Origin of the sequence: Tumebacillus avium (assembly GCF_002162355.1) — a bacterium.
In the GTDB taxonomy this organism is placed as follows: Bacteria; Bacillota; Bacilli; order Tumebacillales; family Tumebacillaceae; genus Tumebacillus_A; species Tumebacillus_A avium.
This window is the reverse complement of sequence record NZ_CP021434.1, coordinates 4,742,494-4,757,618: the sequence shown is the minus strand read 5'-3', so window position 1 is coordinate 4,757,618 and position 15,125 is coordinate 4,742,494. Positions and strand designations below refer to the sequence as shown.

At 58.5% G+C, this 15,125-nt stretch carries 14 protein-coding genes; 5 read left to right on the top strand and 9 right to left on the bottom strand.

Going from position 1 to position 15,125, the window contains the following annotated elements; genetic code table 11:
- Positions 1–4 precede the first annotated feature (4 nt).
- Genes ccoS through CBW65_RS22090 form a run of 3 tightly spaced genes read right to left on the bottom strand, consistent with a single transcriptional unit; the run spans position 5 to position 2,145 of the window.
- Complete coding sequence (ccoS, locus tag CBW65_RS22100; protein ID WP_087458720.1) at positions 5–163, bottom strand: cbb3-type cytochrome oxidase assembly protein CcoS; 159 nt, start codon at positions 161–163, stop codon at positions 5–7.
- 28 nt (positions 164–191) lie between these two features.
- The gene (locus CBW65_RS22095) at positions 192–698 is read right to left on the bottom strand and encodes a cbb3-type cytochrome c oxidase subunit II (protein ID WP_087458719.1); all 507 of its coding nucleotides are present in this window, start codon (positions 696–698) and stop codon (positions 192–194) included.
- Positions 699–717: 19 nt separating this feature from the next.
- Positions 718–2,145: a cbb3-type cytochrome c oxidase subunit I gene (locus CBW65_RS22090; protein ID WP_087458718.1), complete on the bottom strand. Its 1,428-nt coding sequence runs from the start codon at positions 2,143–2,145 to the stop codon at positions 718–720.
- A gap of 156 nt (positions 2,146–2,301) precedes the next feature.
- Here CBW65_RS22090 and CBW65_RS22085 point away from each other — a divergent pair, with 156 nt between their 5' ends.
- Complete coding sequence (locus CBW65_RS22085) at positions 2,302–3,150, top strand: L,D-transpeptidase family protein (protein ID WP_087458717.1); 849 nt, start codon at positions 2,302–2,304, stop codon at positions 3,148–3,150.
- Positions 3,151–3,176: 26 nt separating this feature from the next.
- On the opposite strand, the gene CBW65_RS22080 is transcribed toward CBW65_RS22085, so the two are convergent.
- From CBW65_RS22080 to CBW65_RS22065, 4 genes are all read right to left on the bottom strand, one after another.
- A complete protein-coding gene (locus tag CBW65_RS22080) occupies positions 3,177–4,451 on the bottom strand; it encodes an HD-GYP domain-containing protein (RefSeq protein ID WP_232463397.1) in 1,275 nt (424 codons plus the stop codon).
- Between the two features lie 132 nt (positions 4,452–4,583).
- Positions 4,584–5,744, bottom strand: a complete 1,161-nt coding sequence (locus tag CBW65_RS22075; RefSeq protein ID WP_087458715.1) for an acetoin utilization protein AcuC — start codon at positions 5,742–5,744, stop codon at positions 4,584–4,586.
- A gap of 3 nt (positions 5,745–5,747) precedes the next feature.
- On the bottom strand, positions 5,748–6,398 hold the full coding sequence (locus CBW65_RS22070) for a CBS and ACT domain-containing protein (protein WP_087458714.1): 651 nt from the start codon (positions 6,396–6,398) through the stop codon (positions 5,748–5,750).
- 18 nt (positions 6,399–6,416) lie between these two features.
- On the bottom strand, positions 6,417–7,049 hold the full coding sequence (locus CBW65_RS22065; protein ID WP_087458713.1) for an N-acetyltransferase: 633 nt from the start codon (positions 7,047–7,049) through the stop codon (positions 6,417–6,419).
- A gap of 193 nt (positions 7,050–7,242) precedes the next feature.
- Between CBW65_RS22065 and acsA the strand changes: the two genes are divergently transcribed.
- Positions 7,243–8,970 (top strand): acetate--CoA ligase, encoded by a 1,728-nt coding sequence (acsA, locus tag CBW65_RS22060; RefSeq protein WP_087458712.1) that lies wholly within the window; start codon positions 7,243–7,245, stop codon positions 8,968–8,970.
- 63 nt (positions 8,971–9,033) lie between these two features.
- Here acsA and CBW65_RS22055 read toward each other — a convergent pair whose 3' ends face one another.
- Positions 9,034–11,157, bottom strand: coding sequence for an ABC transporter substrate-binding protein (locus tag CBW65_RS22055; RefSeq protein WP_198299693.1), 2,124 nt, complete (start codon positions 11,155–11,157; stop codon positions 9,034–9,036).
- 156 nt (positions 11,158–11,313) lie between these two features.
- Between CBW65_RS22055 and CBW65_RS22050 the strand changes: the two genes are divergently transcribed.
- Complete coding sequence (locus CBW65_RS22050) at positions 11,314–11,982, top strand: PspA/IM30 family protein (RefSeq protein WP_087458710.1); 669 nt, start codon at positions 11,314–11,316, stop codon at positions 11,980–11,982.
- A gap of 50 nt (positions 11,983–12,032) precedes the next feature.
- Here the strand turns inward: CBW65_RS22050 and CBW65_RS22045 are convergent, their stop codons facing one another.
- On the bottom strand, positions 12,033–12,284 hold the full coding sequence (locus tag CBW65_RS22045) for a hypothetical protein (RefSeq protein WP_087458709.1): 252 nt from the start codon (positions 12,282–12,284) through the stop codon (positions 12,033–12,035).
- A 103-nt stretch (positions 12,285–12,387) separates the two neighbouring features.
- Here CBW65_RS22045 and CBW65_RS22040 point away from each other — a divergent pair, with 103 nt between their 5' ends.
- On the top strand, positions 12,388–13,863 hold the full coding sequence (locus CBW65_RS22040; protein ID WP_232463396.1) for a spore germination protein: 1,476 nt from the start codon (positions 12,388–12,390) through the stop codon (positions 13,861–13,863).
- 14 nt (positions 13,864–13,877) lie between these two features.
- Complete coding sequence (locus tag CBW65_RS22035; protein ID WP_087458708.1) at positions 13,878–15,116, top strand: aminotransferase class III-fold pyridoxal phosphate-dependent enzyme; 1,239 nt, start codon at positions 13,878–13,880, stop codon at positions 15,114–15,116.
- The last annotated feature ends 9 nt before the right edge of the window (positions 15,117–15,125 follow it).

Below are 15,125 nucleotides of genomic sequence, written 5' to 3'. Positions count from 1 at the left end.
AAGATCAATACTCGTCTTGCACGAAGTCGTCTTGCAGCATGCGGTATTTGATGCCTTCCACATCGTCAAACTGCCCGTCCCGATAGGACCACCAGATCATCAGTCCCGCTCCAAATGTCATGCACAGGCAGACGGTGATCAGCAGCCAGGCTGCGGTGTTCATCACTTCGTTTCCTCCTTATCCGGCCGGCTTAGTCTTTGTTTTGCGGAGCCGGCTTCAAACTCAACAGGTAGGCGACGAGATCGTCGCGGTCTTGTTTGCTCAAATAGGTGTATTTCGGCATGATCGAGCCGTCCCCGCCGATCTTCTGCGGGTTGAGCAGATGGGCGTGCTGCCAGTCGGCCGAGTAGCGCTGGCCGACCCACATCAGGTCGGGACCGGTGCGGATCGTGCCGGTGACGACCGGCTGGTCATAGTAGAAATCGCCCGGCAAGGTGACCGGTCCCAGCTTGGAGTCGGCGCGCACCGGACGCACCTGCTGGGAGTGGCAGTAGTTGCATCCTTCGCGAATGTACACATGCCGGCCGCGCGCTTCCGCCGAATCGGTCGGATAGTTTCTCAGCTTGGCCGTTTGGGTAGGGGTCGTGACCCCTTCATCAAAATAGGGGAGGACGAGGGTGCCGATCACCCCCATCATCACCAGAAGGGCAGCTCCGATCAGCAATATGCCGGGATTTTTCTCCGCATCGTTGGCCATGTGCGTACACCTCGTTTCCTTAGGATGTCTTCATGAAGATCTCGTCGTCCGCCGTCACTTGCTGGCCTGCCGTCACCGTTTTGTACACGTTCCAGGCGAAGAAGATTTGACCGAGGAACATCATCGACCCGCCAACAGCGCGCGAGATCAGGAAGATGTGCAGGGATTCCATCACTTCGACGAACGACGCGCCAAGCTGCTTGCCGTCCATCCACTCAAAGCCTTGGATGATGCCGGCCGTCCACATCGCAAAGCCGAAGATGACAAACCCGAGCACCGACAGCCAGTAGTGCCAGTTCATCAGCGCGCGCGAGTAAACATGGCGGTAGGCGATGCGCGGCAAAATGTAGTAGAACGCCGAAAACTGGATCAGCGAGAAGCCGGCGAACAGCGGCATGTGCGCATGTCCAACCGTCCAATACGTGAAGTGCAGGATGGCGTGCGGACCCATCAGCGCTTGGAACGGACCTTGAATGCAAGCCAGCCCGTAGAACAGGGAGCCGGTCATCAGGAATTTCAGGGAAACGCTTTGCGAGACTTTGTACCAGACGCCTTTCATCGTCCCGATCACGTTGGCCAGCACCGACCAGACCGGGATCAAGAGCAGGAGCGACGGGATGATCCCCGCCTTCATCAGCCAGAACGGAATCGGTCCGTTGACCAGATGGTGCGGCCCGTTCCAGACGTAAAACGCGGCGATCGTCCAGAAGCCGATCAGCGACAGTTTGTGCGAGTAGATCGGACGCTGGGTCAGTTTCGGCAGCAGGTAATACAAGGTGCCGACCCCGACCGGCGTGATCCACAGGCCGATGATGTTGTGCATGTAAAAATACTGATAGTTCATCTGCGCCGAACCCGGGCCGGCCCATCCGGCGGGGATGTTGCCGACGATGTAGACGATAGCGAGAAACATGATCGAGGCGATCCAATACCAGAGCGAGACGTACAACACCCGCTCTTTGCGGTGCACGACCGTCATGAACAGGTTCCAAAACGTCAGCGCCACGCAGATGACAACCCCGATGTCAAAGAGCAGGGGCATTTCGCCATACTCGACACCGGTCTGGTAGCCCGCAAGGATCGACCCGGCACCAACGATGTAGTTGAGATTCCAATACGCGGCGGTGAACAGACCCGCTTTTTCGCTGTACAGCTGCGTTTTGCAAAGCACCGGCACCCCGTAGAAGACGATGCCGAAAAACATCGTGGTCATCCAGCCGATCGCGGCGGTGTTGACGTGCACGGGACGCAGCCTGCCGTATTGGAAATACTCCTGGAAGAACCGCGAGCCGGTCAGAAAGTCGGGGTTGACCGCTTTCAGGGAGACGATCAACCCTAACACCATGCTGGCCAGCAAGTAAAACAGAGCTGTGTAGAAGAAAATCTTCACCGTCAGGCTGCCTTTCGGATACGGGGCCGAAGCGGTGAGGGAGGTGCTTTGTGCCATGGTTGAATCTCCTTTCACTTGCAGGTATGCCGTTAAATGGGTTCCTTTAAAATGTTCCCTATGGCGGTAGGAGTATGCATGGCTGGCATGAGCTGCAGGGGGGAGGCATAGTGTAGTACGGAGCAGTGGAGAGACGACCTGAAGGGGGAGAAGTCGATGATCTACGCGTCGCGGTTTCTGCGGCTCGTCAGCCCCTATTTGCGCGGTCCCGATGTGATGACTTTGCAGGAGCGGCTCGTGGAACTCGGGCTGATGTACGACGCGCCAGACGGCGTGTACGGACCGATGACGCTCGATGCGGTGCGGCGCTTTCAGGAGCTGCAAGGCTTGCAGCAGGACGGCGTGGTTGGCCCGGAGACGTGGTCGGCGATCGGCGGCAGCGAGCCGCCCGTTCAGCTAAACGCCGCGCAGGCAGGGGAGTACCGCATTCAGATCGACACGGAGCGCTTTGTGCTTTATTTATACAAATCGGCCCATCTCGTCAAAACGTATTCGGTCGGCGTCGGCACGTCGAGCACCCCGACCCCGCTTGGCGACTGGAAGATCACGCAAAAGGCGCTCAATCCGGGCGGCCCGTTTGGCACGCGCTGGATGCGCCTGTCGATTCCGTTTGGCGGCTATGGCATCCACGGCACGGACAATCCGTATTCGATCGGCAAAGCCGTCTCGCACGGCTGTGTGCGGATGTACAACAAAGACGTGGAAGAGCTCTATGACATGGTACCGATCGGCACGCTGGTCAAAATCACCGGCAAAGCTCAGACGGCACGCATCCTGCGCATCGGCGTGCCCTATGGCGGCGATGTGATCGAAGTGCAGCGCATGCTGCAGAGCTTAGGCTATTACAAAGGCGACCTCGACGGGCTGTACGGCCCAAACACGGCGGCAGCGGTGCGCTCGTTTCAGGCGGACAAAGACCTCGTCGTCGACGGGATCGTCGGGCCCAACACCTTGGAAAGCCTCGTGCAGCATTACGAAGAGGCGCTGGGCGTGCGCAATCCGTAAATAAAAAAGCACCTGACCCCTTAAGGTCAGGTGCTTTCTTCTTGTGAGGCGGCCACTTCGGCAAAGACTGCTTCCCGCTCCAGCGTGCGCAAAAACGCTTCGACAGCGGGCGGCCAAAACTGTGTGCCGCACCCTTCGACGAGGATGCCGGCCGCCTTTTCGAGCGGCATTGCGCTGCGGTACGCGCGGTTGCTCGTCATCGCGTCAAACGCGTCGGCGACAGCGGTCAGTCGGGCGAACAGCGGGATCTCCGCTTCGGTCAAGCCGTGCGGATAGCCGCGTCCGTCGGGGCGCTCATGATGGGAGAGCACGATCTCCAGCATCAGTTCGCGCTCTTCGGCGTTCAGATCGTCGAGCGTCGCCCCGCGCAGGAGCTCTTCGCCGATCACCGGATGCTGTTTCATCACGTCATACTCTTCATTGGTCAACTTCCCGGGCTTGATCAAAACGCTGTCCGGGATGCCGATCTTGCCGATGTCATGCAAGAGTCCGCCAAGACGGATGATGTCGAGATCCTTTTCGGACAGCCCAAGCTCGCGGCCGATCTGCACCGCATAGTTGGCGACGCGCTCCGAATGGCCCGCCGTGTACGGGTCGCGCTTCTCCAGCGCCGACGCGAAGGCGAGCAGAACCTGCTGATTGGCCTTGGTGATCTGATCGTTTAGCGTTTCCACCTCGAGGATCTTCTTCTGGACAGTCTGCGTCTGCAGGATGCCGACGGTGCGCCAGTAGTAGAGCCCGATCAGCGCGCACATGATCGTGCCGTTCATCAGCAGGGTGTACTGCCAGTTCGCCTGAAGCGTATCGATGTAGGCTGAGCAGATGAAAAACAGGCTCAGATACAGCGAGTCGATCAAGTTGAACTTGAGCAGTTGCCGTTTCCAACTGCCGACGCGCAGCGAAACGCGGAACAGCCAGGACGACATGGCGACGGTGACCATCTGCGTAATGCAGACCGTCAGGAACATCGCCGGAAAAATGCCCAGCGGGTTCTCCAAGGAAAAGACCACTTCCGTTAAGAAGTGCGACACCTCGTAGATCGTCACCGCCTGGGTGATAAACAAAAGCAAATTTTTCGGCTTGTACGGCAGGCCGTGATTGAACAGTTCCCAAGAGTACAAAACGAGCAAAATCAACACCGAGAACAACAGCACCGGCCAGCCGCCGATCAATGAGGCGGCGATCCAGCACAAGATGTGCCCGTCATCGCGGAAGTTGCCGTGATTCCCAACCGGAACATAGTAGTACATGTTGTAGGCAGCGTACGTTAAGATGGCAAAGAGCAGAAATTCCAGCAACACTTGCAAGTCCCCCCAAACCCCTATCGCTTGCATAAAACTCCATTCGATAACAGCTTAAAAAATCCTGCAAACAAAGTAGCCTCCTGATAAAAAAATGAAAATAATCATCAGGAGGCTGTTAATTGCGATTTGTCAAAAAAGAAATGGAGTTCCGTTTAGTACGCGCCGGACGGTGATTTCATTTTTCTCTTCGATGATCGCGCGGCGGGGGATCGGATCAAAGCTGCCGGGCGGGTCGAGAAACAAGGCGGGCAAGGGGTCGGGCGCACCGGCCTGCCAGCGCTGCAGCCAAGCGTCCGGCACCCGCTCGGGCAGGAGGTTGCCGTTTAACTCGGCCCAGAGCATCGTCCAGGCCCGCGGCACGACGCGCCAGATGTCATACCCGCCGCCGCCGACCGCGACGAGGCGGCCGTCGCACAGCTCTTCGGCGAGCATCCGCGTGACCTGCGGCATCTCGCGGTAGATGCGCGTCGTCGCCGAGAGATGGGTCAGCGGGTCGTAAGTGTGCGCGTCACAGCCGTTTTGGTGGATGATGATGTCCGGGGCGAATTTTTGCAAGGTCGGGATGACGACGGAGCGCATGGCATCCATCCACGAGTCGTCTTCCGTAAACGCTTCGAGCGGCACGTTGACCGAATAGCCGTAGCCGCGCCCAACGCCCCGCTCGACGATCTCGCCGGTGCCGGGGTAGAGGTATTTGCCCGTCTCATGCAAGGAAAGAGTCAACACCTCGGGGTCTTCATAGAAGATCCACTGCACGCCGTCGCCGTGGTGGGCGTCGGTGTCGATGTAGGCGACACGCGCCCCGTATGTTTCGCGCAGATGAGCGATGGCGACGGCGATGTCGTTATAGACACAGAATCCGGACGCTTCCGCCCGCCGCGCATGATGCAGCCCGCCGGCCATGTTCAGAGCATGGCGCGAGGCTCCGGACATGACCCGATCGGCGGCGATCAGCGTTCCGCCGGCGATCATTGCAGTCGCGTCATGCATCCCGGCAAAGATCGGCGTGTCTTCCGTGCCGAGCCCCCAGCGGGCAAAATCGTCCGGGTCAGCCTCCGGTGCTGAGGCGGCGATCACCGCTTCCAGATAGCGCGGATCATGCACCCGGGCCAGTTCTTCAAACGTTGCCCTTCGTGGCGTGACGATCTGTTCCGGGTCCAAAAAGCCGAGCGTGTTGATCAGGTCGAGCGTCATCTCCAGACGCTGCGGGTTAAACGGATGCTCGTCCGCAAATTTGTACCGGGTAAACGCGTCGCTGTACACAAACGCGCTGGTTCCGTTTCCGGCCATGAGCTACACCTCGCCGTCTGTCACCGCATAAGGGTGCAAAATGACGCGGTAGCCGGCCGCTTCGATATCTTTAATGAAGCCGCGCGGGTCCATCGTCCGGATGCGGAAGACGATGGTCTTGTAGCCTTCTTTCTCGCTTGGGAAGACCATCACCGCCGACGTGTTGATGCGGCGGGCGCGCAGCAGATCGGAGATCTGGGCGAGCATGCCCGACTTGTCGGGCACTTCCACTTCGATGCGCGAGGTCGGGGCGTTGACGCCCATCATCTCGACCAGCGTGCGCAGCACGTCGCGCTCGGTGACGATGCCGACCAGTTTGTCTTGGGTGACGACAGGCAGGCAGCCGATGAAGTGCTTGTAGATCTGCGATGCGGCGTCTTCGGCAAAATCGAGCGGGTGCGCGGTGATCACCTCTTTGACCATCAGCTGCTCGACCCGGACATCGCAGAGAATGCTGTCGTCTCCTGCTTTGTCTAAAATGGAAGGTGCCGCGGCGCGCAGGTCGCGGTCGGAGATCAGGCCGACCAGATTGCCGTCCTTGACCACAGGCAGGTGCCGCACGCGGTGGCGGCGCGAGATGTCGAGCGCTTCCTGCAAAGTGTTGTCGGGCGAAAGCGTCACCACGTCACGCGTCATGATCTGTTCTACGAGCATGTTGGCATCCCCCTCGTTTTAATAGAAGAAGCGGTTCTTGAAGCGAACCTCGTTGAATTTTTCGATCGAATCGAGATCCACGCGCGACCCGATGCGGGCCATCAGCATGTTCGCCGGATGGGAGGTGATCTCCGGGTCATCGGTGGCAAACATCTCCATGCCGACCGAGCCCATGATCTTTTTCATCACTTCTTTATACTCCCAGACGCTCAGTCTGGTGTTTTCCAGATCCCAGTGCCAGTAATACTCGGTTGAGATCACTATGTAATCGTTCATCGCATCATCGCGAAACGAGATGTCGAGCAGGGATTTCGCGACATTTCCACCGCGATACGGCGCAGCGACCTCGATCGCGCCCAACTCGATCAGATTGTCCATCTGCGCTTCCGCCCAGCGCTCCATCGGATCGGGATAGAGGTAGGTGACATATCCGGCGATGACTGAGCCGTGCCGGGCGATGATGATCCGCCCTTCCGGCAGCCCGGCGATGCCGATCACCGCCTGCTTTTGTTTCTCCGGCACGCGAAAGGCGGTCAGACCGGCATGAAACTCATACTCGGCCAACCGCTCCGGCGCGACCGGCCCTTCGATGATCAGATCGCCGCCCGGTGTGGAGATCTCGGTGCAAGAATACGTTTTGGGATGTTCCATAGACGGATTCACCTCCGTTGATGTTTCCAATTATACAATAATTATTTGAAGAAACCGCACATACAATCAACATAGATTCTACTAGAAAGAGGAAAACTATTCGTTGTGGCATTTTGTTAACTTGTGCTACAATGTCTAGCAACAAGATTATTTCGAATTTTGAATATTTCGGAGTTGAAGGAGGAACCGGAGTATGTCTGAACCACAACACAAAGAGCTGCTCGACGTGATGGCGACCGACTCGAACCTGCAAAACTATGAGGACGCATACGCGACATTTGATTGGAAAGATGTTGAGCAGGAATTCAGTTGGAATACGACCGGCAACGTCAACGCTGCTTATGAAGCGATCGACCGCCATGTGGAAAACGGCCGCGGCGATGACATCGCGCTGTACTACAGCGACCCTGTCCGCGATGAATCGTATACATTTGCCGAGTTGAAAGCGCTGTCCAACAAGTTTGGCAACGTGTTGAAGAAATACGGCGTGAACAAAGGCGACCGCGTCTTTATCTTCATGCCGCGCTCGCCGGAATTGTATGCGGCGCTGCTTGGCGCGGTGAAGATCGGCGCGATCGTCGGCCCCCTGTTTGAAGCGTTTATGGAAGGGGCGGTCAGAGACCGTCTGGAAGATGCGGAAGCGGTGGCGATCATCACCACGCCGAAATTGAAAGACCGCGTGCCGGTGGCCGCTCTGCCTGCGCTCAAGCATGTGTTCCTGGTCGGCGCAGAAGGCGAACTGGCTGCCCATGAAGTGGATTTCCAGCAGGAGATGGATGCGGCGTCCGATCTCTTGGAGATCACTTGGGTCGACCGCGAAGACGGGCTGGTGCTGCATTATACGTCCGGTTCGACCGGGAAGCCAAAAGGTGTTCTGCATGTACATAACGCGATGATCCAGTACTACCAGACGGCGAAGTGGATCTTGGACCTGAAGCGCGGCGACGTGTACTGGTGCACCGCCGACCCGGGCTGGGTGACCGGCACGGCATACGGCATCTGGGGTCCGTGGCTGCACGGCGTGACGAACGTGATTCGCGGCGGGCGCTTCTCGCCGGATGACTGGTACAACACGCTGCAGCGCTACAACGTCTCGGTCTGGTACTCCGCTCCGACGGCGTTCCGCATGCTGATGGGCGCGGGCGACGATCTGGTCAAAAAATATGATCTGTCCTCCGTCCGCCACATCTTGTCGGTCGGCGAACCGTTGAATGCCGAAGTGGTGCGCTGGGGCATGAAAGTGTACGGCAAGCGCATCCATGACAACTGGTGGATGACCGAGACGGGCGGGCAGATGATCTCCAACTACCCGTCGCTGCCGTTGAAGCCGGGCTCGATGGGCAAACCGTTCCCGGGCATCTATGCGGCGATCGTCGATGATGCGGGCAACGAGTTGCCGGCGAACTCGATGGGCAACCTGGCGATTCGTGCGCCGTGGCCGTCGATGATGCGCCGGATCTGGAACAACCCGGCGAAGTATGAAGAGTATTTCCGCCTCCAGCCGTGGTATATCTCCGGCGACTCGGCGTACAAGGATGAAGACGGCTACTTCTGGTTCCAAGGCCGCATCGACGATGTGATCAACACCTCGGGCGAGCGCGTTGGCCCGTTCGAAGTGGAATCGAAGCTCGTCGAGCACCCGGCGATCGCCGAAGCGGGCGTCATCGGCAAGCCGGACCCGCTGCGCGGTGAAATCATCAAAGCGTTTATCGCTTTGCGCGAAGGCTACGAGCCGTCGGAAGCGCTGATCGAAGAGATCCGCGATTTCGTGAAAAAAGGCCTCGCTGCCCATGCTGCGCCGCGCGAGATCGAATTCCGCGACAAGCTCCCGAAAACGCGTTCCGGCAAAATCATGCGCCGCGTGCTGAAAGCGTGGGAACTCGGCCTGCCGACCGGCGACTTGTCGACGATGGAAGATTAAGAGTAGGAATTGAAGACTATAAGAAAAGCATCTCCGCCTTCGTGGCAGAGATGCTTTTTGCGATTATTGTAGTGTGGTACTGGTACTAGGTGTCGGTTTTATTTTCAGTCCGTTGTAGATCATCACGGCCGCATCTTGACGGGAGGCTGCCGCTTCCGGGCCAAACGTCTCATTCGAAGTGCCGGAGATCAGGTTGTTGGCGCGGGCGGTGAGGATAAAGCTGTACGCCCAGTGGTTGCTTTTCACATCGCTGAACGCCGGGGCGGTCTTCTTCTGCAACTGCAGCGCATTGACCAGCACGGTCGCGATCTCGGCGCGGGTGATCTTGTCGCCCGGACGGAAGACTTGCTCTCCGGCCGCGTTGGTGCTGCCTTTAATCACGCCGGCTGCCACAGCAGCGCGAATGAACGGCGCCGACCAGCGGTCATCGCTGACATCGGTGAACGGCAGCGGCGCAAAGTCTTCCGCCAGGCCGAGACTTTTGACGACCATGGTGACAAACTCTTCGCGCGATACGTTGGAGCGGGGGTAGAAGTTCAGCTCATCGTTGGCGTTTACCGAACCGCGAATGACATTTTGGTTATACAGCTGTGTCGCCGCCGCCAGCGCGTATTGCGAGATCGAGCTTTGATCGGCAAAATCGAGGATCGATTTGGCAGCGCGCGGCCCTTTGCTGGAGTCGCGCAGAAGGAAGGCATCGCCGATCGAAGACGGCGGACGCTGCAGAACGGTGAACGGCTGCACGAGATGCACCTGCTGCATCTGATACAGCGGGATGACCGGTGCTTCCTGCAACAAGAGATCTTCAGCCGCTTGCAGATTCTGCATCCGCACCGCCCGCTGCGACGAATTGTAGGCAGCATCGAGCAGCCGGTCGTACTCGGCGTTGCTCCAGTTGGCCGCATACGGACCGCGCTGCGAGTGGAACAGTTCCAAAAAGTTGGCCGGGTCGTCAAAGTCGGCCGCCCAGATGTGATACGACATCGGAGCAACGCCGTCTTCGGCCAGTTCCAGCCGCTGCTGATACGGCACCACTTTCGGGTTGATCGTAATCCCAAGCACCTCATGATAGAAACTTCCGAAATCCGGCAGGTTCATGCTGTCCAGATAAAGGTCGATCGGCGGCAGTTGGCCGAGTTTTAGCTCGCGCAGCCCTGTGGCCAGCTCGCTTTTGGCCACGTAGGGATCGGGGATGAGCGACGGTGCGTGCTCTTCGCGGAACGTGCTGTTCAGCCCGGCCATCCCTTCCGGCACAAAGCCGCCGTGACCGTATGCGCCTGTCCAGGAGAACCAAGGGTTGGCATAAGCAAGCGCCCGCCGCACATGCCGGTTGGCCAGCGGCCCGGTTTTGGATTGGATCAGGAAATAGGCGGTCGACAGGCGCGGTGCAGGGTGCGTTTCATCCGGGACCGCCATAAAGGCCTGGCTGTCGTCGAGCGCGATCTCATCGAGCTTTCCTTCGTTATACATCCGCCAGGCCGTGTCCTGCGGCACGTCGAGATAGATCACGGCGCGGGGAACTTTCACGCTTGGCACGTCCCAGTAATTCGGGTTGCGTTCCAGCCGCACCAGCGTGTCGCTCCATTCGGTCACCGTGTACGGGCCGCTGAATTGCGTGTTGGCTGGCGTCGTGCCAAATGCATCGCCTTTTGCTTCAGCAAATGCTTGGCGGATCGGGACAAAATTGCCGGTCGCGAGATTGCGGGTAAAATAATCGCCGGGATGGGTAAACGTGATGCTCAGCGTCTTGTTGTCGGAGGCTGTAACGCTTTCGATCTCCAAGAAAGTACGCATAAATTCCTTGTCGCTGCTCCAGCGGTACACAAAGTCTTGGGCGGTGATCGTCGTTCCATCGTGATACTTGAGGTTGTCGCGCAAAGTAAAGGTGAACGTCTTTCCGTCGGCGGAAGGCTGCCAGGAAGCGGCGAGCCCGGGCAGAATCTTGCCGTCCGGCGCTTGACGGACCAGACCTTCCTGTGTGTTAAGCTGAATGAGCGAGATGTCTCCCGGCATCAGCGAGATCCAGTTCGAGCGCGTGGCCAGATAAAAAGCAGAGGTGTCGCCGGCCGCGTTGGCAACCTGCGCCATCGGTTGGGCATGCGCCTGCCGCTGGGGAGCAGGCAGGACGCACACGGCGGTGAGCAGTGCAGCGAGACAGGGGATGAGCAAGCGTTTGGCCTGTTTCATGAGCGTAGGTCTCCTCTCGCATGCTTTTTGCTTAGTCTTCCCGGCGGCAGATGCGGCTCTCGTGAAAAATTTTTGCAAGAATGGTGAAACCATGGGGAGGGTTGAACCGTATTACATAACAAATACAGGAATCACACTCTTGGGAGGTAGACATAGATGGCACTGTTTAAACGACTGCGTGATTTGACGATGGCCAACCTGAACGCACTGATCGACAAAGCGGAAGATCCGGTGAAGATGCTCGATCAGTACCTGCGCGACATGGAAGAAGATATCGGGGATGCGGAAGCTGCGGTGGCCAAGCAGATCGCCGTGGAGAAAAAGCTCCAGCAGCAGTATCAGGAAACGCAGGAGCTCGTGGAAAAGCGGGAAGCGCAAGCCTTGCAGGCGCTGGAAGCGGGCAATGAAGACCTGGCGCGCCGCGCGCTCGTCGACAAAAAGGCGATGGCGGAGAAAGCGGCCGATTTCAAAGCGCAGCACGAAGGCGCGAAAACGGTTGCTGACAATCTGCGCGGCAAGCTGAGCGAGATGAAAGATCAGCTCGCCGAGATGAAAAACAAGCGCGACACCTTGAAAGCCCGCGCCGAAGCGGCGAAAGCGCAGAAGCAGATCAACCAGACCCTCTCCGGCATCGGCTCGAACAACGCGGCGGCAGGCTTCTCCCGCATGGAAGACAAAGTCCTCCAGCTCGAAGCGGAAGCAGAAGCTTCCGAGGAAGTGTCCGCCAGCAAGTCGCTCGACCGCGAATTTGCTGAACTGAAGAAAAAGGACACCTCCGACATCGACGCGGAGCTTCAAGCGCTGAAAGCAAAGCTCAACAAATAACGGTGTCCATACAAAAGCCCTGCTCCATCCGGAGCAGGGCTTTTTCTATTTTACAGATCGGGGAGATCGGCGTCTTCGGGGTGGGCAATTTCGTCAGTAAAGGCGGGATTCTCGTCGAAGAAGCGGTGGTTGGTATGCTGACCCGGCTCCCACGGCGAGGACTTCCCGAGATGCTGGTCGTTAAACACCGACGCGCCATACGGCCCTTCCGGAAACTCTTCCGGCACCAACGTGTTGCTCACCGACTGCACGTACTCCAGCTCATAGTTGCGAAACCATTTCTTTCTGTCTTTCTTTTCCATCCTACACACCTCCAATTCTGCAAAGTAGCATTCCCATGTTTGAACCGCTTCATCCAAGGTTCATACTGGTGGGTATTGGAATGTATAAAAGGAGGTGCTGCCCGTGCCTGACATCGTCGAAACCCCGCAAAAGCGCGCCCTCAACACGCAGCTTCAGCAAAATATCGACATCCTGAACCAAGAGCTTGGCGTGAAAAAAAGTTTCGATATGATCTGCCGGGAGCTGCAATACGGCGGCAAGAAGTTCGCCTTGTATTTTGTGGACGGATTTGCGAAAGACGACATCATGAACCGGATCATGGAGCATCTGGCCCAGCTCCCCGAAAATGCGCTGAACAGCAACGAGATCAAAAAATTGCTCGAAACGCAGATCGGCTACCTCGAAGTGGAGATCGTCGAGGACATGGAAACGGTCAAGACGGCTGTGCTCTCCGGACCGCTCGTCTTCCTGATCGACGGGGAAGCGAAAGCGATCTCGATCGACGCCCGCACCTATCCGGCGCGCGGCCCGGCCGAACCGGACCTGGAACGCGTCGTGCGCGGGTCCCGCGATGGATTTGTCGAGACGATGATCTTCAACACCGCCCTGACCCGCCGCCGCGTCCGCGACCCCGGTCTGCGCATGGAATACGTGCAGGTCGGCAAGCGCTCGAAAACGGACATCGTCGTCTCCTACATTGAAGACATCGCCAACCCCGACCTGGTCAAACTGATCAAAAACAAGTTGCAGGAGATCACCATCGACGGCCTGCCGATGGCTGAAAAAACGATCGAAGAGCTGATGTTCGGCAAGAACTGGAACCCGTACCCGATGGTGCGCTATACCGAACGCCCCGACGTGGCGGCGGTGCATCTGCTCGAAGGGCATGTCCTGATCTATGTCGACACTTCGCCAAGCGTGATGATCACGCCGACGACCTTTTTCCACCATGTGCAGCACGCCGAGGAGTTCCGCCAGAAGCCGATCATCGGCGTCTATGTGCGCTGGCTGCGCTTTATTGCGATTTTATTCTCGATCCTGCTCAGCCCGCTCTGGATGGGGCAGGTGATGAATCAGGCGTTTATGCCAAGCTTTTTCGAATTTACGATTCCGGACAAGGAACTGGCGGTCACGCTGTTCTGGCAGCTCCTGTTCGCCGAGATCGGCCTTGGCTTGTTGCGCATGGCGGCGGTGCATACGCCGAGTCCGCTCGGAGCGGCGCTGGGTCTCGTCGCCGCCTTGATGATCGGGCAGGTCGCGATCGAGATCGGATTCTTCTCCAACGAAGTGATTCTCTTCACGGCGATCGCCGCGATGGGCACGTTCGCCACGCCCAGTTATGAACTGTCGCTGGCCAACCAGCTTGTGCGCCTCGGGCTGCTCGTGATCACCGGGATCTTTGGCTTCTTTGGTTTTATCGCCGGAGTTGTGCTCTGGCTGATCCTGCTCATCCGCACCAAGTCGCTCGAAACGCCGTACTTCTGGCCGCTTGTGCCGTTCAACTGGAACGCCCTGGTCCACGTCCTGTTCCGTTCGCCGGTCGAATGGAACACGAAACGTCCGAAGATCCTGCACCCGCGTGACGACACCCGCAAGTAAAAGGAGAATTCCCGATGAAAGATCGCGTGATCGAACAATATGAACAATTTATCAACCCCGGACTGGCCCGACTCCTGCGCGTGATGGGACTGGCGCAAGTCGAAGACGAAGCGCGCGGCTCCCGCGTCCGCGACACGGACGGCACCACGTATATCGACTGTGTCGGCGGGTATGGCGCTTATTCATTTGGGCATCGTAACCAGAGAATTCTCGAGGCGGTGGCGGCGCAGCTGCACCGGATGCCGCTGGCGAGCAAAGTGCTGCTATCCAAGCCGATGGCCGATCTTGCCGAAAAATTGGCGCGGATCACACCGGGCGACTTGCAATACAGCTTCTTTTGCAACTCGGGTGCGGAAGCGGTGGAAGCGGCGCTGAAGCTGGCTCGCCTGAGCACCGGGCGCACGAAGATCGTCGCTGCGATCGGCGGTTTTCACGGCAAAACGCTGGGCGCGCTGTCCGCATCGGGCAAAGACACGTACCGCGATCCGTTTCAGCCGCTGTTGGACGGCTTTTTACACGTGCCGTTTGGCGACGCCGAGCTGCTCCGCCAACTGGTCGATGAGCAGACGGCCGCAGTGATCTTGGAACCGGTGCAAGGCGAGGCGGGCGTGATTCTGCCGCCGCCGGGCTATCTGCAGCAGGTGCGGGAGATCTGTGATGCGGCGGGGGCGCTGTTGATCGCCGATGAAGTGCAGACTGGGCTTGGCCGCACCGGCAAGAAGTTTGCTGTCGAGCATGAAGGGGTCGTGCCGGACATCCTCTGCCTCGCCAAGGCGCTGGGCGGCGGCGTGATGCCGATCGGCGCGGTGGTCGCCCGTCCGCACCTCTATGAGCAGTACGAGGCGGCGCCGCTCCTGCACACGTCGACATTTGGCGGCAATCCGCTGGCCTGTGCGGCAGCCAATGCGGCGCTGGACGTGCTGGAGTCGGAAAAATTGGAAGAGCAGGCGGCGTGGAAAGGCGAGTATCTGCTCACCAAACTGCGCGGCCTGCAGGAGCGCTATCCGGGCACGATCCAAGAAGTGCGGGGCATCGGCCTCCTGATCGGGCTGGAGTTTACATCTGACGCGCTGGGCGGGCTGATCTTGAGCGAGATGATCAGCGGCGGCGTGCTGACGGCGTTTGCGTTACACAATCTCAGCGTCACCCGCATCGAGCCGCCGCTGACGATCGACCAGCATGAGATCGACCAGGTGGTGAGCGTGCTGGAAGCGGCGCTGCAGTCGGGGCGGCAGCAACTGCAAATTTCGTAAGAAAGGGGT